The sequence below is a fragment of the Streptomyces sp. ADI96-02 genome (assembly GCF_003846185.1).
Classification (GTDB): Bacteria; Actinomycetota; Actinomycetes; order Streptomycetales; family Streptomycetaceae; genus Streptomyces.
Window position 1 is genome coordinate 2205514 of record NZ_ML123034.1, and the last position, 18761, is coordinate 2224274.

An 18761-nucleotide genomic window follows, 5' to 3' on the forward strand; every position below is an offset into this window, starting at 1 on the left:
TGGCCGCCCTCCGGTACGGAGTCACCACCGTGGACGCCTCGGCGGGCGGCCTCGGCGGCTGCCCGTACGCCAAGAGCGCCACGGGCAACCTCGCCACCGAGGACCTCGTGTGGATGCTCGACGGCCTCGGCATCGAAACCGGCGTCGATCTCGACGAGTTGACCGCCACCAGCGTGTGGCTCGCCGAGCAGTTGGGGCGCCCCAGTCCGTCCCGTACGGTCCGCGCCCTGTCCCCCGTCTCTCACAAGGAGTGAGCCCCACCATGTCCCTGGACCACCGGCTGACCGCCGAGCACGAGGAACTGCGCCGCACGGTCGAGGAGTTCGCGCACGACGTGATCGCCCCGAAGATCGGCGACTACTACGAGCGGCACGAGTTCCCGTACGAGATCGTGCGCGAGATGGGGCGGATGGGCCTGTTCGGGCTGCCGTTCCCGGAGGAGTACGGCGGCATGGGCGGCGACTACCTCGCCCTCGGCATCGCGCTGGAGGAGCTGGCCCGGGTCGACTCGTCCGTGGCGATCACCCTGGAGGCCGGCGTCTCGCTGGGCGCGATGCCGGTCTACCGCTTCGGCACCGAGGAGCAGAAGCGGCACTGGCTGCCGAGGCTCTGCGCGGGCGAGGCGCTGGGCGCGTTCGGCCTGACCGAGCCGGACGGCGGCTCGGACGCGGGCGGCACCCGGACCACGGCGGTGCTGGACGAGAAGACCGACGAGTGGGTGATCAACGGGTCGAAGTGCTTCATCACCAACTCCGGTACGGACATCACCGAGCTGGTCACGGTGACGGCGGTGACCGGCCGCAAGGAGAACGGCGCACCGCTCATCTCCGCGATCATCGTGCCCTCCGGCACCCCGGGCTTCACGGTCGCCGCCCCGTACTCGAAGGTCGGCTGGAACGCCTCCGACACCCGTGAGCTGTCCTTCTCGGACGTCCGCGTGCCCGCCGCGAACCTGCTGGGCGAACAGGGCCGGGGCTACGCGCAGTTCCTGCGCATCCTGGACGAGGGCCGGATCGCGATCTCGGCGCTGTCGACCGGTCTCGCACAGGGCTGTGTCGACGAGTCGGTGAAGTACGCGGCCGAGCGGCACGCGTTCGGGAAGCCGATCGGCGCGAACCAGGCGATCCAGTTCAAGATCGCCGACATGGAGACGCGCGCCCACATGGCCCGCATCGGCTGGCGGGACGCGGCCTCGCGGCTGGTGGCGGGCGAGCCGTTCAAGAAGGAGGCGGCGATCGCCAAGCTGTACTCCTCCACGGTGGCCGTGGACAACGCCCGCGACGCCACCCAGATCCACGGCGGCTACGGATTCATGAACGAGTACCCGGTGGCCCGGATGTGGCGCGACTCCAAGATCCTGGAGATCGGCGAGGGCACCAGCGAGGTCCAGCGCATGCTGATCGCACGGGAGTTGGGCCTGCCCAACGCCTGAGGCCGGCGCGCCCCGGCCGGCCCGCCCGGGACCGCTCTCCCCGGGTCGGGCCGGTCGGGGGGAGCCGGGGCCACCGCGAGGTGACACGCGCGTGCCCCGGGGGCCGGCCGCGTACAACCCTTCGCCCGCCACGGCGGTCTTCCGATGTGCCGTCGTCCGGCCGCGACCTGCCCCGGGTCCGTCCGCCCGAACTCCAGGAGCGCCCCCATGCCCCAGCGCCGCCCCCTCCTCGCCCGGTCCTCCCGCGTCCGCGTCCCGCTCGCCGTCGCGGTGGCCCTCGCCGCCGGGGCGGCCCCGCTCGCCGTCGCCGCGCCCGCCTCGGCCGCCGCCGCCAAGCACTACGACGACTTCAACGGCGACGGATACCGCGACCTGGCCGTCCCGTACGTCTACCAGTCCATGGACGACGGGGCGGTGTCCTTCCGCGGGGGCGCGGTGCTCGTCACGTTCGGCGGGCCGAAGGGTCTCACGGCCGCGTCCCAGCTCGTCCACCAGGATTCGCCCGGAGTGCCCGGGGCGGGCGAGGCGAACGACTACTTCGGCGAGGCGCTGGCCAGTGCCGACCTGAACGCGGACGGCTACGCGGACCTCGTCGTGGGCAACCCGGCCGAGGAGTCGGGCCGCACACCCGTCGGCTCAGTCACCGTCCTGTGGGGCTCGTCGAAGGGCCTCAGCGGCGGAACGGCCCTGCCCCGCAAGGGAGGAGGCGACCCGGCCTACGCCGGCTTCGGACGGGACATCGCGACCGGCGACTTCGACGGGGACGGGCGGGCCGACGTCGCCACGGTCAGCGACCACGACACCTACCTCTACCGGGGCGGGTTCACGAAGTCCGGCGGCCTCGGCAAGGTCAGCCGGTACGACCGCGAGGGCGAGGGCTGGTACAGCTCCAGCCTGGCGGCCGGAAAGGTCACCGGGGACGGGAAGACCGACCTGGTGGTCGTCGGAGTCCGGGGCATCGGCAGCGCGTTCCGCACCGAGGCGTGGTTCCTGAAGGGCTCCTCCGCCGGGCTGGTCTCCGGCCCCGCCAAGGTCATCGACAGCAAGCGGCCCTACGAGGGGCTGGACGCGACGATCGGCGACTTCGACCGGAACGGCTACGGGGACATCGCCGTCGGCAACCCGTACGCCAGCGGCTACCGGGGCGCGGTGACCCTCTGGTACGGCGGCTCCGCCGGGCCCGGCTCGCGCAGCGTCACGTTCAGCCAGGCGACCGCCGGGATCACGGGCGCGTCGGAGCCGGGCGACGAGTTCGGCCTGTCGCTGTCCGCCGGGGACGCCGACGGGGACGGTTACGCGGACCTCGCGGTCGGCGTGCCGGGCGAGTCGGTCGGCGCGAAGGAGTACGTCGGCGGCGCGTATCTGTTCCGGGGCGGTCCGGGCGGGCTCAAGGGCTCGCGGTCCGCGCTGCTCGGCAAGACGGTTCCCGGAGTCGTCGGCGGGACGGCGGAGGGCGACCGGTTCGGCTACAGCCTGCGGCTGCGGGACCTGAACCGGGACGGCCGGGCGGACTTCGCCGCGATGGTGGGTTCCGAGAACACCGTACGGATTCTGCCGGGGGCCGGGGGCCGGGAGCGGGGTGACCGGGGCCGGTTCGTCCCTGGTGGCGGAGGCCGGGGGCCGGCTGCCCGAGTAGGCGGGACGGGGCGAGGCGTCGGTTTTGGAGGGCGGGACCGGCGAGGCGAGCCATGTCGAAGTTAGGTTAGGCTAACCTAACTTCGACATCGCGTCCCTCGTCCCTCCTTCCTGCCCGGAGGGCGCGATGAAGTTCCCCTCACCCGGGAGGACCCCTCATGCGTTCGCACCTGCTCAACCACACGACTGCGGAGCACTATCGGCGCACCGTCACCGCAGGAGTGGAACGGGTCGCGGCCACACTCGCCGCCACCGACCGCCCCTTCAGCGGCGTCGGCGTCGACGAACTCACCTCCGTCGTCGACACGATCGACCTGGACCGGCCCCTGGGCGACGCCTCGGCGGCCCTCGACGAGCTGGGCCGGGTCTATCTGCGCGACGCCGTCTACTTCCACCACCCGCGCTACCTGGGCCACCTCAACTGCCCGGTGGTCATCCCGGCCGTCCTCGGCGAGGCCGTCCTCACCGCGATCAACTCCTCCCTGGACACCTGGGACCAGAGCGCGGGCGGCACGCTCATCGAGCGCCGGCTGATCGACTGGACCACCGAGCGCATCGGCCTCGGCCCGGCCGCCGACGGCATCTTCACCAGCGGCGGCACGCAGTCCAACCTCCAGGCGCTGCTGCTGGCCCGGGAGGAGGCGAAGGTCCGGCCGGTGGACCCCACCCGGCTGCGCGTCCTCACCTCCGAGTGCAGCCACTTCAGCGTCCAGAAGTCCGCCAAACTCCTCGGCCTGGGCCCGGACGCCGTGATCCCCGTCCCCGTCGACCGCACCAAGCGGATGCAGACGCTCGCGCTGGCCCGCGCGCTGGAGCGGTGCGCCGCCGAGGGCGCCGTGCCGATGGCCGTCGTCGCCACCGCCGGCACCACGGACTTCGGCTCCATCGACCCGCTGCCCGAGATCGCCGCCCTGTGCGAGCGGTACGCCGCCTGGATGCACGTCGACGCCGCGTACGGCTGCGGGCTGCTGGCCTCCCGCGAGCGGCGCGGCCTGCTGGCGGGCATCGAGCACGCCGACTCCGTGACCGTGGACTACCACAAGTCTTTCTTCCAGCCGGTCAGTTCCTCGGCCGTGCTGGTCCGCGACCGGGCCGCCCTGCGCCACGCGACGTACCACGCGGAGTATCTGAACCCGCGCCGCATGGCCGAGGAGCGCATACCCAACCAGGTCGACAAGTCCCTCCAGACCACCCGCCGGTTCGACGCCCTCAAGCTGTGGATGACGCTGCGCGTGATGGGCGCTGACGGGATCGGCGAGCTGTTCGACGAGGTCTGCGACCTGGCCGCCGAGGGCTGGCGGCTGCTCGCCGCCGATCCGCGCTTCGACGTGGTCGTCGAACCGCAGCTCTCCACGCTGGTCTTCCGCTACGTCCCGTCCGACGCCGCCTCTCCGGCCGACATCGACCGGGCCAACCTCCACGCCCGCAAGGCGCTGTTCGCCTCCGGAGAGGCGGTCGTCGCGGGCACCGAGGTGGGCGACCGCCAGTACCTGAAGTTCACCCTGCTCAACCCCGAGACGACCGTCCGGGACATCGCCGCGGTCCTCGATCTGATCTCCGGCCACGCCGAGAAGTACCTGGGAGACTCCCTTGACCGCGCTTCCTGACCCCCACGACTTCATCGGGATCGGGCTCGGCCCGTTCAACCTCGGCCTGGCCTGCCTGGCCGAGCCGATCGACGAGTTGGACGGCGTCTTCCTGGAGTCCAAGCCGGACTTCGAGTGGCACGCCGGGATGTTCCTCGAAGGGGCCCATCTCCAGACGCCGTTCATGTCGGACCTGGTCACGATGGCCGACCCGACCTCGCCGTACTCGTTCCTGAACTACCTCAAGGAGCGCGGCCGGCTCTACTCGTTCTACATCCGGGAGAACTTCTACCCGCTGCGGACCGAGTACAACGACTACTGCCGCTGGGCCGCCGCGAAGCTGGGCAGCGTCCGGTTCGGCGAGACCGTCGAGGCGGTGACGTACGACGAGGGCTCCGCGCTCTACACCGTGCGCACCGCCGCCGGAACGGTCCTGCGCTCGCGGCGCCTGGTCCTCGGCACCGGCACCCCGCCGCACATCCCGGAGGCGTGCAACGGCCTGGGCGGCGACTTCCTGCACAACTCCCGTTATCTGGAAGGAAAGGCCGCGCTCCAGAAGAAGCGCTCCATCACCCTGGTCGGCAGCGGGCAGAGCGCGGCGGAGATCTACTACGACCTGCTCTCCGAGATCGACGTGCACGGCTACCGGCTCAACTGGGTCACGCGCTCCCCGCGCTTCTTCCCGCTGGAGTACACCAAGCTCACGCTGGAGATGACCTCGCCGGAGTACATCGACTACTTCCACGCGCTGCCCGAGGAGACCCGCTACCGGCTGGAGAGGGGCCAGAAGGGCCTGTTCAAGGGCATCGACGGCCAGCTGATCGACGCGATCTTCGACCTGCTCTACCAGAAGAACCTCGCCGGCCCCGCGCCCACCCGGCTGCTGACCAACTCCGCTCTCGTCAGCGCCCGTTACGACGCGGAGGGCGGCGCGTACAGCCTGGGGCTGCGGCAGGAGGAGCAGGGCAAGGACTACGCGCTGACCACCGAGGGCCTGATCCTCGCCACCGGCTACCGCTACGAGGCGCCCGCCTTCCTCGCCCCGGTCACCGGCCGGCTGCGCCACGACAGCCGGGGCCGCTTCGACGTGGCGCGCAACTACAGCATCGACGTGACGGGCCGCGGCGTCTTCCTCCAGAACGCCGGGGTGCACACGCACTCGATCACCTCGCCCGACCTGGGCATGGGCGCGTACCGCAACGCGTACATCATCGGCGAACTGCTCGGCCGCCCGTACTACCCGGTCGAGAAATCCATCGCCTTCCAGGAGTTCGCCGTATGAGCCGCGCCGCCGAACCGGGCGACTTCACCGTCCGCCCGCTCGACCCGCTGGGCGACGCCGCGCTGGTGCACGGCTGGGTGACCCACCCCAAGGCCGCGTTCTGGCTGATGGGCGACGCGACCCGGCAGGACGTCGAGCAGGAGTACCGGAGGATCGCCGCCCACCCGGGGCACCACGCCTTCATCGGGCTGCACCGCGGCGCACCGGCCTTCCTCATGGAGAGCTACGACCCCACCGAGGTCGAGCTGAAAGGGCTGTACGAGGCGGAGCCCGGCGACCTCGGGATGCACTTCCTGGTGGCCCCGACCGACACCCCGGTGCACGGCTTCACCCGGGCGGTGATCACCGCCGTGATGCGCGCCCTGTTCGCCGATCCCTCCGTACACCGGGTGGTCGTCGAACCGGACGTCACCAACAGCGCGGTGCAGGCCCTCAACAAGGCCGTCGGCTTCGAGGTGCTCCGCGAGATCGCCAAGCCGGAGAAGGACGCGCTGCTCAGCGCCTGCACGCGCGAGCAGTTCGAAGCAGCAACCGGAGGTAACACCCGATGACCGCCGCCCTCACCGACAGTGTCGCCCACCTCTCCCCGGAGCTGTGGTCCACCGCAAACCGACTGCTGGTACGTAAAGCACTGGCGGAATTCAGCCACGAACGGCTGCTGGCTCCCGCGCCTCTCGGCGAGGACCGCTACACCCTGCGTAGCGACGACGCCGCCACGGAGTACCGTTTCACCGCGCGCCGCTTCGCCCTGGACCACTGGCACGTCGACACCGAGTCGATCACCCGGCACCGGCACGGAGGCGAACTCCCGCTGGACGCGCTGGAATTCTTCATCGAACTGCGCACCTCGCTGGGGCTCACCGCGGAGGTCCTGCCGGTCTATCTGGAGGAAGTCTCCTCCACCCTGGCCGGAACCGCCTACAAGCTCACCAAGGAACCGGCCACCTCCGCCCAGCTGGTCGCCGCCGGGTTCCAGGCGATCGAGACCGGGATGACCGAAGGCCACCCGTGCTTCGTCGCCAACAACGGCCGGCTCGGCTTCGGCGTGGACGAGTACCGCGCGTACGCCCCCGAGGCGGCCTCGGAGATCCGGCTGGTGTGGCTGGCGGCGCGGCGCGAGAACGCCACGTTCACGGCGGGGGCCGGTCTGGAGTACGACGGCCTGCTCGCCGCCGAGCTGAGCGGTGCGACCCGGGCCCGGTTCGACGCCGTCCTGCACGGCCTGGGGCTGGACCCCGCCGCCTACCTCCTCCTGCCCGCGCACCCCTGGCAGTGGTGGAACAAGCTCGCCGTCACCTTCGCCGGCGAGCTGGCGGAACGCCGTCTGGTGGTGCTCGGGGAGGGCGAGGACGCGTATCTGGCCCAGCAGTCGATCCGGACGTTCTTCAACACCGACCACCCCGGGAAGCACTACGTGAAAACCGCGCTGTCGGTGCTGAACATGGGCTTCATGCGCGGGCTCTCGGCCGCGTACATGGAGGCCACGCCCGCGATCAACGACTGGCTGGCCGGGCTGATCGAGCGCGACGCGCTGCTGAGCGCCGCCCGGTTCTCGATCATCCGGGAGCGGGCCGCGATCGGCTACCACCACCGGGCGTACGAGGCGGCCACCGCCAAGGGCTCCCCCTACCTCAAGATGCTCGCCGCGCTGTGGCGCGAGAGCCCGGTCAACGGCCTCGGGCCGGGCGAGCGGGTCGCCACCATGGCGTCCCTGCTCCACACCGACCACGAGGGCCGCTCGGTCGCCGGGGCGCTGATCACCGAGTCCGGCCTCGACCCGCGGGTGTGGCTGCGGCACTACCTGGACGCCTACCTGGTGCCGGTGCTGCACAGCTTCTACGCCTACGACCTGGTCTACATGCCGCACGGCGAGAACGTGATCCTGGTCGTGGAGGACGGCGTCGTCACCCGCACGATCTTCAAGGACATCGCCGAGGAGATCGCGGTGATGGACCCGGACGCGGTGCTGCCGCCCGCGGTCGACCGGATCCGCGCCGACGTGCCGGAGGACATGAAGCTGCTGTCGGTCTTCACCGACGTCTTCGACTGCTTCTTCCGCTTCCTGGCCCCGGGACTGGCCACCGAGGGCGTGCTCGACGAGGAGGCGTTCTGGCGGACGGTGGCCGCCTGCGTACGGGACTACCAGGAGTCGGCGCCCTACCTCGCGGACAAGTTCCGGCAGTACGACCTGTTCGCGCCGGACTTCCCGCTCTCCTGCCTCAACCGCCTCCAGTTGCGCGACAACCAGCAGATGGTCGACCTCGGCGACCCCGCCGGAGCGCTCCAGCTGGTCGGCCGGTTGAAGAACCCGATCGCCGGGTTCTGAGCCGCCGCGGGACCGGTGAGCGCCCGAGGACGGTCCCTCGGGCGCTCACCATCTTCCCTGACCCGTTCCTGCCCGATATCGGGCAGATTTGTTGCGTAAAGGCCCTTCGGCAAGCAGTATCGACGGGTGCTGGAACGCCGCTCGTCGCACGACGACCTCATCGACCACCTCGTACGCTCCACCGCGCTCCAGCGCGGCGAGGCGGCCCGGGTGATCCTCGACGTGCTGGCGTACTTCGACGAGAGCACCGAGGACTTCGTCCGCCGCCGCCACCGCGAACTGCAGTCCGGCGGCCTGGTCAACGCGGAGATCTTCGAGCGGATCGCGGCCGAGCTGCCGCACCGCGCCGTGGCGCCGCCGGAGCTCTCGCTCCGCCAGCTGCGCCGCATCGTCTACGGCTGAGCGCCGGGCGCCCTGGTGCAGGGCGCCGAACGGATACGTGTACGTCGATGGAGGGGCAGAAAGCCATGTGCGGGATCGTCGGATACATCGGAAAGCGCGACGTCGCTCCCCTGCTGCTGGAGGGCCTGCAGCGGCTGGAGTACCGGGGTTACGACTCCGCGGGGATCGTCATCACCGGCAAGGCGGCGGCGGGCAAACCGGGCGCGCTGAAGATGGTCAAGGCCAAGGGCCGCGTCCGCGAGCTGGAGGCCAAGGTCCCCAAGCGGTTCGCCGGCACCACCGGCATCGCGCACACCCGCTGGGCCACCCACGGCGCGCCGAGCGACGAGAACGCCCACCCGCACCTGGACGCGGAGAGCAAGGTCGCCGTCGTCCACAACGGCATCATCGACAACGCCTCCGAGCTGCGCGTCAGGCTCACCGCCGAGGGCACCGTCTTCCTCTCCGAGACCGACACCGAGGTGCTGGTCCACCTGATCGCCCGCGCCCAGGCCGACACCCTGGAGGAGAAGGTCCGCGAGGCGCTGCGCTCGGTCGAGGGCACCTACGGCATCGCCGTCCTGCACGCCGACTTCAACGACCGCATCGTGGTCGCCCGCAACGGCTCCCCGGTCGTCCTCGGCATCGGCGAGAAGGAGATGTTCGTCGCCTCCGACGTCGCCGCGCTCGTCGCCCACACCCGCCAGGTCGTCACCCTCGACGACGGCGAGATGGCCACCCTGAAGGCCGACGACTTCCGTACGTACACCACGGAGGGCTCGACCACGACGGCCACGCCCACCACCGTGGAGTGGGAGGCCGAGTCGTACGACATGGGCGGCCACGACACGTACATGCACAAGGAGATCTCCGAGCAGGCCGACGCGGTGGACCGGGTGCTGCGCGGCCGGATCGACGACCGGTTCTCCACCGTGCACCTGGGCGGGCTCAACCTGGACGCCCGCGAGGCGCGCGGGGTGCGCCGGATCAAGATCCTCGGCTGCGGCACCTCGTACCACGCGGGCCAGATCGGCGCCCAGCTGATCGAGGAGCTGGCCCGCATCCCCGCCGACGCCGAGCCGGCCTCCGAGTTCCGCTACCGCAACCCGGTCGTGGACCCCGACACCCTGTACGTCGCGGTCTCCCAGTCGGGTGAGACGTACGACGTGCTCGCCGCCGTCCAGGAGCTGAAGCGCAAGGGCGCCCGGGTCCTCGGCGTGGTGAACGTGGTGGGCTCCGCGATCGCCCGCGAGGCCGACGGCGGTACGTACGTGCACGCGGGCCCGGAGGTCTGCGTGGTCTCCACCAAGTGCTTCACCAACACCGTGGTCGCCTTCGCGCTGCTCGCGCTGCACCTGGGCCGCATCCGCGACCTGTCGGTCGCCGACGGCAAGCGGATCATCGACGGCCTGCGGAAGCTGCCGGAGCAGATCAGCGAGATCCTCGCGAACGAGGACGAGATCAAGCGGCTGGCGGCCGAGTACGCGGACGCCAAGTCGATGATGTTCATCGGCCGGGTGCGCGGCTACCCGGTGGCCCGCGAGGCGTCGCTGAAGCTGAAGGAGGTCTCGTACATCCACGCGGAGGCGTATCCGGCCTCCGAGCTGAAGCACGGCCCGCTCGCGCTGATCGAGCCCGCGATGCCGACCGTCGCGATCGTGCCGGACGACGACCTGCTGGAGAAGAACCGGGCCGCGATGGAGGAGATCAAGGCGCGCAGCGGCCGGATCCTCGCCGTCGCCCACCAGGTCCAGGAGAAGGCCGACCACACCATCGTCGTGCCGAAGAACGAGAACGAGCTGGACCCGATCCTGATGGGCATCCCGCTCCAGCTCTTCGCCTACCACACGGCGCTCGCCATGGGCCGGGACATCGACAAGCCGCGCAACCTGGCGAAGTCCGTCACGGTCGAGTAGCCACCGCGCCGCCGTCGCATGCCGCAGGGCCCCGCATCCCGTCCTTGGGTTCGAGGGGTCGTCGCAACACCATCTGGTTTTAGGTGGTGAGTAGATCACGTAGACGCTCGGCTGGGGTGTGCCAGCCGAGCGTCTTGCGTGGGCGGCCGTTGAGTTCCTGGGCGACGTGTTCGAGGTCTTCGGTGCTGTGGAGGCTCAGGTCGGTGCCTTTGGGGAAGTACTGCCGCAGCAGGCCGTTGGTGTTTTCGTTGGAGCCGCGTTGCCAGGGCGAGGCGGGGTCGCAGAAGTAGACGGGCATGCCGGTGGCCATGCTGAACTGCTTGTGGCGTGCCATCTCGCTGCCCTGGTCCCAGGTGAGGGAGCCGCGCAGGTGGGCGGGCAGGGTCTGGATCGTGGCGACGAGGCCGTCGCGGACGCTCTCGGCGTCGTGGGCTCCGCCGGGCAGGTGGACCAGCATGGTGTAGCGGGTGCTGCGCTCGACCAGAGTGGCGATCGCGGAGCGCCCGCCTGCGCCGATGATCAGGTCGCCTTCCCAGTGCCCGGGCACGGCCCGGTCCTCGATGGCGGCGGGGCGGTCGCTGATCATCACCATCGGGTCGATGAACCGTGGGGTGCGCCGGTCGGGGTCCCGGCGTGGTTTGCGGCGGGTGCGGCCCGTGCGGATGGCGGCCTGGACCTCGCGTTTCAGGCCGCCGCGGGCCTGGAAATACAGTGCCTGGTAGACCGTCTCCACGCTCACCTGCATGCTCTCGTCGTCGGGATGTTCTCTCAGGAGAGCGTGGCAGATCTGTTCCGGTGACCATCGCCGGCGCAGTCCTTCCTGGACGAAGCGGCGCAGCCGGCCCTCGCGCAGCAGTTTGCGCTCCTTGGGCCGGGGTCTGCGTGCGGCGGCTGCCCGGTGGGCAGCGTAGGGCTGGTAGCCGTCGGTGGCGGAGTTCGTGTCGATCTCCCGCTTGACCGTGCTCGCCGGCCGTCCCAGGGCACGTCCGATCGTTCGCAGTGAACGGCCCAGCGCGCGCAGATCGCGGATCTGTTCGCGCTCGGCCAGGGTCAAAAACCGCGGATGTAGTTGCTTTTCCAGGGCGTGCAGGCCCACCGGTGCTGTGGTCACGCCGCCCATCGTGACGGTTCCGGTGGTGTAGTCGACACGGCGGCCGTCGGCGTAAGTGCGCGTGGTGCCGCTCTTCTTGACGCCCCAGTCCCAGTCCTTGGCCGTCCGCTCGTTCACACCGACCTGCCGGGCCGCAACCCGGCGTGCGAAACCGGCGGTCCGAAGCCGCTCGTACTCGTCGCGCCCGGGATGCCGCCGCGGCAGACGCACCGAGCTCCGGCCGGCCTTCCGGGCCCAGCCGAAAGCAGTGTTCCGGTTCACCCCCAGCTCACCCGCCACGACAGTCACGTTCCCCACGGCATCCAGCCGCACAAGGAAACGCTCCCTCAACCCCGAAAGATCATCACGTCCAACAACCACGGTCCTCGCAACTCCCACAGATCACGGGTGTTGCGAGGACCGTGAGAACCCAAGGTCCGCGGAGCGGGGCCCGAGGCGTGTCCGTACGGGCCCGACGCCCGTCCGTGCGGGGCGTCCTGACGGACCGTCGGGGATCGGGGGCTCGGGGATCAGGGGATGACGATGACGGGGCGCTGGGCCCGGCGGGCGAGGCGGCCGGCCACCGAGCCGAAGATCCGGCCGACGATGCCCTGGGTGGTGCCGACGACGATGGCGTCCGCCGAGTACTCCCGGCCGACGTCCTCCAGCTCGTGGCAGATGTCGCCCCCGCGCTCGACGAGCACCCAGGGCACCTCGGAGAGGTAGTCGGCGCACGCCAGCTCAAGGCCCAGGACCTCGGTGCGGTGGTCGGGCACGTCGACGAAGACGGGCGGCTCGCAGCCCGCCCAGACCGTGGTCGGGAGCCGGTTGGCGACGTGGACGATGATCAGACCGGAGCCGGATCTGCCGGCCATGCCGATGGCGTAGGCCAGGGCCCGCTCGCTGGACGTGGAGCCGTCGAATCCGACCACGACTCCGTGCCGGAAGGCGGGATCGCACGACGGGCGTGCGTCGTCGACCGTCTGCGGCTCCGACCGGGGGTCGGCTACCTGCTTGCGGTCTGCGGGTTCAGGGATTTCGTGACCGGCCATCGGTGTCTCGGCGAAGAGAATCCTCGTGAGGAGGGAGCGGTTTCGAGCGGTGCGTCAGTAGTGGCGAAGCTCTGTCCGGGAATCATCTTCCCAACCCCATACCCCTAAGGGTACGGCGTCACTCCTCCACTGCCCAGACCCCCGCAAAAGCGCGCGCGACGTTGCAGGGAGCATGCCCGAGGCCGTCGCGGATGGCAATGCCGGTTGTGTCGTACACGGGCCTTCGGGGCGCCGCCGGGGCCCCGAAGCCCGATTTTCCGTGCCGTCCGCCCTGTTTTCCAGGTCGTCCGTCGGCCGCCCTCCAGAGGGCGCGGGAGCCGCCCACACGGCCTCCGCTGGCCACACCTCCGCCGAGCCGCGAGCGCCGGGAGGGAGGCTGTGCCGGGCCGCAGGCGGCAGCCGTGCTCGCCCACCCGGGCCGGCGCGCACGCCCCGGCGGACGGGGCGGTCCGCCGGACGGTCCGCGCCCGCCCGTCCGTACCGCCGGTTCCGGGAATCCTCGGGGCGTCCGCCGGTATCCGGGCGGTCTCCGCCCCTGGTTCCGACCGCGCGGAGACCGCCCGCCGCGCCCTGCCCCGGAGGCCCGGACGGGCGGCGCTTTCCGATCCGGGGGAGCGCACCGGCGCAGCTCTCCGGCGTCGGTTGTGCGCCCCGCGTGACCTGATCCACTGCTCGCAACCACCGTTTTTCAGCCAACTTCACATCCCAGCCGAACCTGCCGTCGGATGGCCGAACTACCCACTGCCCACCAGGCAGGAAGAGACCGCGCGGTACGCTTTCACCCGACGCGGACGGGCCACGTTGGCGAAGGGCACTTCCCTGTGCGCTTCACGGGTGAAACGCTTCGTGATCGAACGCTTCGCGCCACGTTTCCTTGTCGACATAGTGCCGCCGGGGGAAGGTGTCACGGCGGGACCGCGGGACGCAGTAGATTCGATCTTGGGGATCGAAGACTGGGGACCCGTGCAACACCGAGGGGAAACGTGCAGGAGCGACAGGCCCGTAAGGACCAGGGAGACGCGAACACCGAGGGGGGCTTAGCGTCATGAGCCAGGACTCCGCCGCCGCGACGGAGGCCGCACGCAAGCTGACCGGGCGGCGACGCCGGGAAGTCGTTGCCGTGCTGCTGTTCAGCGGCGGCCCTATCTTCGAGAGCTCCATCCCGCTCTCCGTTTTCGGAATCGACCGGCAGGACGCGGGAGTTCCCCGCTACCGCCTGCTGGTCTGCGGCGGCGAGGAAGGACCGTTGCGCACCACCGGTGGGCTCGAACTCACCGCGCCGTACGGCCTGGAGGCGATCAGCAGGGCGGGCACCGTGGTGGTGCCCGCCTGGCGGTCGATCACCTCGCCGCCGCCCGCGGAGGCGTTGGACGCGCTGCGCCGCGCCCACGAGGAAGGCGCCCGCATCGTCGGCCTGTGCACGGGAGCCTTCGTGCTCGCGGCGGCCGGCCTGCTGGACGGCCGCCCGGCCACCACCCACTGGATGTACGCGCCGACGCTGGCCAAGCGCTACCCGTCGGTGCACGTGGATCCGCGTGAGCTGTTCGTCGACGACGGCGACGTGCTCACCTCCGCCGGCACGGCCGCCGGGATCGATCTCTGCCTCCATATAGTCCGCACCGACCACGGCACCGAGGCCGCCGGGGCACTCGCCCGACGGCTGGTCGTGCCGCCGCGGCGCAGCGGCGGGCAGGAGCGCTACCTGGACAGGTCTTTACCCGAGGAGATCGGGTCCGACCCGCTCGCCGAGGTCGTGGCCTGGGCCCTGGAGCATCTGCACGAGCAGTTCGACGTGGAGACGCTGGCCGCCCGCGCGTACATGAGCCGGCGGACCTTCGACCGCAGGTTCCGCTCGCTCACCGGCAGCGCACCGCTCCAGTGGCTGATCACCCAGCGGGTGCTCCAGGCGCAGCGGCTGCTGGAGACCTCCGACTACTCGGTCGACGAGGTCGCCGGCCGCTGCGGATTCCGCTCCCCGGTCGCGCTGCGCGGGCACTTCCGCCGCCAGCTCGGCTCCTCCCCCGCCGCGTACCGGGCCGCCTACCGGGCCCGCCGTCCGCAGGGAGTGGCGGAGAGCTCCGCGCCGGTGATGGACTCGGTCGTGCCCACCCAGGGTTCGCCGTCCGGCCGCCGCGGTATGCCCCTGTCCTCGGCGCCGGTCTCCGTGACGGCTCCGGCGGGCTCGGCCGAGCACGGCGTCCCAGGTCCCGACGCGTACGTTCCCGGGCGCACGGCCCTGCCGGGACAGCGGAGCGCCCCGTAGGGTGGGACGCATGAACGACCGCATGGTGTGGATCGACTGCGAGATGACCGGGCTCTCGCTGGCGGACGACGCACTCATCGAGGTGGCCGCCCTGGTCACCGACTCGGACCTGAACGTGCTCGGCGACGGGGTGGACATCGTGATCCGTCCGCCGGACGCGGCCCTGGAGACCATGCCCGAGGTGGTGCGGCAGATGCACACCGCCTCGGGCCTCCTCGACGAACTGCCCGGGGGCACGACCCTGGCGGACGCCGAGGAGCGGGTCCTGGCCTACGTCCGCGAGCACGTGAAGGAGCCGGGCAAGGCCCCGCTCTGCGGAAACTCGGTCGGCACCGACCGCGGCTTCCTGGCACGGGACATGGGGACGCTGGAGGGCTTCCTCCACTACCGGATCGTGGACGTGTCCTCGGTCAAGGAGCTGGCCCGGCGCTGGTATCCCCGGGCGTACTTCAACAGCCCCGACAAGAACGGCAACCACCGGGCGCTGGCGGACATCCGCGAGTCCATCGCGGAGCTGCGCTACTACCGGGAAGCGGTGTTCGTGCCGCAGCCCGGCCCGGACTCGGAGCGCGCCAAGGAGATCGCGGCGCGCCACGTGGTCCCGGCCGAGCAGTAAAGAACCGCTGGTCACAGGCGCGATCGGGCCCGCTGGCCGGCCCCGGGGAACAAGGGCGCGAGCACCCTCCCGGACCCTGTACACTTTTTCTCGGCCGGTCGGAAACGACCGGGCGACATGGTGGGTATAGCTCAGCTGGCAGAGCACCTGGTTGTGGTCCAGGATGTCGCGGGTTCAAGTCCCGTTACTCACCCTCTCCAGGGAAGCCCCTGATCTGCGGAAACGCAGGTCAGGGGCTTCTTCGTGCTCCGGGCCGGCCGGCCGACCGCACCTCGGCCACGTTCGGACAGGCGGCGGAAACGGGAGACCGGCACGGGTACGGCTCCCGGGGCAGGGCGTTCACCGGACGGCGAGGACGCCCGGCCCGGGAAGGGCCGTCCGACCGGCTTCCACCCCCTCCATCAGGCAATATGCTCCACCATGCACCGTTCGCCCTTTTGTTCTCCCTGTGAGCCACCTCACCGGGACACAGCGGCAGCACGGCTGCCTCTCCGCCCTCCGTCGGTCAACCCGCCTACGTGGGACGGCCGCTGACGGTACGTGAGTGGCTGGAGCAGGGGCGGCATCGGACGACGAGGCGTATGCCGGTGGTCGCGGCCGGGGCTACCTTGTCGCCGTGCGCAAACCCGGAGACTGGCTGAGGCGGACCCGGGCGGGTCTGCTCGGTGGTTCCGCCTGCCTGCTGCTCGGCGCCCTCGGACACATGGCCGCCGGTGGCCGGCTCCCCGGCTTCGCCGGTCTCCTCGGTCTCCTCGCCGTCCTGGTGGCCGTGTGCGGCGCGCTGTCCGCGCTTCGCCGCCACCGCTTCGCGGCGACCGCCCTGACCCTCGGCCTCGCCCAGGGCGTCCTCCACCTCGTCCTCCACGCCATGACCGCCGGCCACGGGGCCGCTCCGGCCGCGCACGGGGCGGACGCGGCCTCCCCCGAACACGCGGAGTCCCTGGGGCACGCCGGGCACCACGGCATGTCGGCCGGTCCGCAGGTCGCTTCCGGGCATTCCTCCGGGCATTCCATGGACCCGGGGATGACCTGGGCCCACACGCTCGCGGCGCTCGGCGCGGCGGTGTGCCTGATCCACGGCGAGCGCGTCCTGAAGCGTCTGTCCACACTGCTGGTGCGGCCCCTGCGGCGCGCCTTCGTGTCGGCGACCGTCCCCGTGCCGCCCGAGTGCCCGCGCGCGGAACCGTACGACACCCTCCCCGCGCCGCACGGTGCCCTGCTCGCACGCGCCCGCACCCGGCGGGGACCTCCCTCGGCGACGTACGCCTGATCGTGACCCCGCCCCGTTCGGGCGGGCCCCCTCCCGTACCGGCCCCGCCGCGGGCGCCCGGTGCGGTTCTCCGTACGTCCCCCTGGAGCACACCCATGTCTTCCACCACCGACACGACGAGACCGAGAGACCCTTCCGGCCCGCCCGAGGAGATCCCCCCGGGCCGGTCGCGGCACGGCGTGCGCGCGCTGCTCGTACGACTCCACTTCTACGCCGGGGTGTTCGTCGCCCCGTTCCTGCTCGTCGCCGCCCTGACGGGCCTCGCCTACACCTTCACCCCGCAGATCGACCAGCTCCTCTACGGTGACCAGTTGCGCGTGGAGGAGGTCGGCGACCGGGTCGTTCCGCTGTCCGAGCAGATAGCCGCGGCGCGGGCCGCCCACCCCGGGGGAACCCTGGCGTCCGTCGTCACCCCGCCCGGGCCCAAGGACACCACCCGGGTCGTGCTGTCCCTGCCCGAGCTGGGGGAGAAGCAACGGACCGTCTTCGTCGACCCCTACACGGCCCAGGTGAAGGGCGAACTGACCACCTGGTTCGGCTCCACACCGGCCACCACCTGGCTGGACGACCTGCACCGCAACCTGCACCTCGGAGACTTCGGACGGCTCTACTCCGAGATCGCGGCGAGCTGGCTCTGGGTGATCGCCGCAGGCGGCCTCGTCCTGTGGATCGGCCGCAGCCGTGGCCGGCGGGCCGCGTCGGCGCGTGGCGTCCTGCTGCCCGACCGCAAGGCGCGCGGAGTGCGCCGCACCCGTGGATTCCACGCCGCGACGGGCGTCTGGCTCGCCCTGGGGCTGTTCTTCCTGAGCGCGACCGGTCTGACCTGGTCCCAGTACGCGGGCGAGCGTTTCGGGCAGGTTCTCGACGCCGCGAAGGGCCGCGCCCCGGAACTCGACGCCCGGCTGCCGGACGCTCCCGCGCCGACGCCGGAGGCGGGCGGCGACGAGGACGCGGCACACGCCGGTCACGACATGTCCGGTCAGGCCCCGGAGGTGGACCCGGCGGACTTCGACACAGCTGTGGAGACCGCGCGGAAGGCCGGCCTGGGCGGCACCGTCACCCTGACCCCGCCCGCCGACGCCGCCAGCGGCTGGGTGGTGGCCCAGTCCGACAACGTATGGCCGGTCCACTACGACGTCGTGGCGGTGGACACCGAGCAAGCCGAGGTCACCTCCCATGTGCGCTGGGCCGACTACCCGGTGCTGGCCAAGCTGACCAAGCTCGGCGTCCAGGGGCACATGGGCGTGCTGTTCGGGATCGCCAACCAGATCCTGCTCGCCCTGATCGCCCTGGGCCTGACCCTGGTCACCGTCTGGGGTTACCGCATGTGGTGGCAGCGCAGGCCCACACGTGACGACCGCTCCACACGCCTCGGCAAAGCGCCCGCGCGGGGGACCTGGCGCCAGCTCCCGCTGCCCGTCCTCGTCCTCGGCGTCCCGGCCGTGGCGGCGTTGGGGTGGGCTCTGCCGCTGCTGGGCGTCACGCTGGCCGCGTTCCTCGCCGTCGACATGGCCGTCGGACTGGTGCGCCGGCTCCGCGCGTCCTGACGCCCTGATGTTCTGACGTTCTGACGTTCTGACGTCAGGACGCGGAGGGCCCGGCACCCTCGCGTAGCACCGCGGAAAAGGCCGGCGAGGTGGCCGAGGCCGTTCACGAGGCGCTCGGCGCGAACCCTCGCAGGGACGACTCCCACACCTGGGAGGACGTGCACAAGGAGCTGCGCGAAGTCATCGTGCCCAGCATGGTCGCCCTGGCCTCGGGTACGCCGGACGCCCGCAAGCTGCTGGAGATGCGGCCGGAACACCTTGTGGACCGCGTGTCCGCCTGACGCGAGCAGGCGCGTGCCCCGGCGGCATCGGCCGCCGGGGCATCATCCCGGTGGGCTCGGGCATGGTCACCCGAGTCGGCACCC

15 protein-coding genes, 1 tRNA gene and 1 pseudogene are annotated in these 18761 nt (G+C 71.3%); 15 read left to right on the forward strand and 2 right to left on the reverse strand.

Going from position 1 to position 18761, the window contains the following annotated elements:
- The 9 genes and pseudogenes from EES43_RS31235 to glmS all read left to right on the forward strand — a co-directional run.
- Positions 1–254 (forward strand): annotated as a pseudogene (locus EES43_RS31235) (hydroxymethylglutaryl-CoA lyase); the annotation flags it as partial.
- 8 nt (positions 255–262) lie between these two features.
- Positions 263–1432 carry an acyl-CoA dehydrogenase family protein gene (locus tag EES43_RS09610; RefSeq protein ID WP_124268350.1) on the forward strand — a complete coding sequence of 390 codons (1170 nt, stop codon included), beginning with the start codon at positions 263–265 and terminating at the stop codon, positions 1430–1432.
- 207 nt (positions 1433–1639) lie between these two features.
- Complete coding sequence (locus EES43_RS09615; protein ID WP_241192361.1) at positions 1640–3133, forward strand: FG-GAP and VCBS repeat-containing protein; 1494 nt, start codon at positions 1640–1642, stop codon at positions 3131–3133.
- A gap of 92 nt (positions 3134–3225) precedes the next feature.
- Positions 3226–4674 (forward strand): pyridoxal phosphate-dependent decarboxylase family protein, encoded by a 1449-nt coding sequence (locus EES43_RS09620; RefSeq protein WP_124268351.1) that lies wholly within the window; start codon positions 3226–3228, stop codon positions 4672–4674.
- Positions 4658–5935 carry a lysine N(6)-hydroxylase/L-ornithine N(5)-oxygenase family protein gene (locus EES43_RS09625; RefSeq protein ID WP_124268352.1) on the forward strand — a complete coding sequence of 426 codons (1278 nt, stop codon included), beginning with the start codon at positions 4658–4660 and terminating at the stop codon, positions 5933–5935. Before EES43_RS09620 ends, EES43_RS09625 begins: the two co-directional genes overlap by 17 nt.
- Entirely contained in the window at positions 5932–6486 is a 555-nt protein-coding gene (locus tag EES43_RS09630; protein ID WP_124268353.1) for a GNAT family N-acetyltransferase, read from the forward strand. Before EES43_RS09625 ends, EES43_RS09630 begins: the two co-directional genes overlap by 4 nt.
- Positions 6483–8261 (forward strand): IucA/IucC family protein, encoded by a 1779-nt coding sequence (locus EES43_RS09635; RefSeq protein ID WP_124268354.1) that lies wholly within the window; start codon positions 6483–6485, stop codon positions 8259–8261. Before EES43_RS09630 ends, EES43_RS09635 begins: the two co-directional genes overlap by 4 nt.
- Positions 8262–8387: 126 nt before the next feature.
- On the forward strand, positions 8388–8663 hold the full coding sequence (locus tag EES43_RS09640) for a hypothetical protein (protein WP_098010736.1): 276 nt from the start codon (positions 8388–8390) through the stop codon (positions 8661–8663).
- Positions 8664–8728: 65 nt separating this feature from the next.
- Positions 8729–10558, forward strand: coding sequence for a glutamine--fructose-6-phosphate transaminase (isomerizing) (glmS, locus tag EES43_RS09645; RefSeq protein WP_124271868.1), 1830 nt, complete (start codon positions 8729–8731; stop codon positions 10556–10558).
- A gap of 79 nt (positions 10559–10637) precedes the next feature.
- On the opposite strand, the gene EES43_RS09650 is transcribed toward glmS, so the two are convergent.
- Both EES43_RS09650 and EES43_RS09655 read right to left on the reverse strand, forming a co-directional pair.
- On the reverse strand, positions 10638–11678 hold the full coding sequence (locus tag EES43_RS09650; RefSeq protein ID WP_164493331.1) for an IS30 family transposase: 1041 nt from the start codon (positions 11676–11678) through the stop codon (positions 10638–10640).
- 500 nt (positions 11679–12178) lie between these two features.
- A complete protein-coding gene (locus EES43_RS09655) occupies positions 12179–12700 on the reverse strand; it encodes a universal stress protein (protein ID WP_124268355.1) in 522 nt (173 codons plus the stop codon).
- Positions 12701–13745: 1045 nt separating this feature from the next.
- On the opposite strand from EES43_RS09655, the gene EES43_RS09660 reads away from it, so the two are divergent.
- The 6 genes from EES43_RS09660 (at position 13746) to EES43_RS09685 (ending at position 18677) form a co-directional block, all read left to right on the forward strand.
- Positions 13746–14963, forward strand: coding sequence for a helix-turn-helix domain-containing protein (locus tag EES43_RS09660; protein ID WP_124268356.1), 1218 nt, complete (start codon positions 13746–13748; stop codon positions 14961–14963).
- A 10-nt stretch (positions 14964–14973) separates the two neighbouring features.
- Positions 14974–15579 carry an oligoribonuclease gene (gene orn, locus EES43_RS09665; RefSeq protein ID WP_124268357.1) on the forward strand — a complete coding sequence of 202 codons (606 nt, stop codon included), beginning with the start codon at positions 14974–14976 and terminating at the stop codon, positions 15577–15579.
- A gap of 120 nt (positions 15580–15699) precedes the next feature.
- A tRNA-His gene (locus EES43_RS09670) sits at positions 15700–15772 on the forward strand.
- Positions 15773–16195: 423 nt separating this feature from the next.
- A complete protein-coding gene (locus tag EES43_RS09675) occupies positions 16196–16849 on the forward strand; it encodes a hypothetical protein (protein WP_241192362.1) in 654 nt (217 codons plus the stop codon).
- Between the two features lie 95 nt (positions 16850–16944).
- Complete coding sequence (locus EES43_RS09680; RefSeq protein WP_124268358.1) at positions 16945–18396, forward strand: PepSY-associated TM helix domain-containing protein; 1452 nt, start codon at positions 16945–16947, stop codon at positions 18394–18396.
- A gap of 89 nt (positions 18397–18485) precedes the next feature.
- On the forward strand, positions 18486–18677 hold the full coding sequence (locus EES43_RS09685; protein WP_124268359.1) for a nucleoside triphosphate pyrophosphohydrolase family protein: 192 nt from the start codon (positions 18486–18488) through the stop codon (positions 18675–18677).
- Positions 18678–18761: the final 84 nt, after the last annotated feature.

What these genes read in the sequence shown, in the direction of transcription:
- EES43_RS09635 (WP_124268354.1), top strand. Translation starts at nt 6,483, where the DNA reads ATGACCGCCGCCCTCACCGACAGTGTCGCCCACCTCTCCCCGGAGCTG.
- EES43_RS09650 (WP_164493331.1), bottom strand. Translation starts at nt 11,678, where the DNA reads ATGGGCGGCGTGACCACAGCACCGGTGGGCCTGCACGCCCTGGAAAAG.
- EES43_RS09655 (WP_124268355.1), bottom strand. Translation starts at nt 12,700, where the DNA reads ATGGCCGGTCACGAAATCCCTGAACCCGCAGACCGCAAGCAGGTAGCC.
- EES43_RS09630 (WP_124268353.1), top strand. Translation starts at nt 5,932, where the DNA reads ATGAGCCGCGCCGCCGAACCGGGCGACTTCACCGTCCGCCCGCTCGAC.
- EES43_RS09620 (WP_124268351.1), top strand. Translation starts at nt 3,226, where the DNA reads ATGCGTTCGCACCTGCTCAACCACACGACTGCGGAGCACTATCGGCGC.
- EES43_RS09610 (WP_124268350.1), top strand. Translation starts at nt 263, where the DNA reads ATGTCCCTGGACCACCGGCTGACCGCCGAGCACGAGGAACTGCGCCGC.
- orn (WP_124268357.1), top strand. Translation starts at nt 14,974, where the DNA reads ATGAACGACCGCATGGTGTGGATCGACTGCGAGATGACCGGGCTCTCG.
- glmS (WP_124271868.1), top strand. Translation starts at nt 8,729, where the DNA reads ATGTGCGGGATCGTCGGATACATCGGAAAGCGCGACGTCGCTCCCCTG.
- EES43_RS09680 (WP_124268358.1), top strand. Translation starts at nt 16,945, where the DNA reads ATGTCTTCCACCACCGACACGACGAGACCGAGAGACCCTTCCGGCCCG.
- EES43_RS09615 (WP_241192361.1), top strand. Translation starts at nt 1,640, where the DNA reads ATGCCCCAGCGCCGCCCCCTCCTCGCCCGGTCCTCCCGCGTCCGCGTC.
- EES43_RS09660 (WP_124268356.1), top strand. Translation starts at nt 13,746, where the DNA reads ATGAGCCAGGACTCCGCCGCCGCGACGGAGGCCGCACGCAAGCTGACC.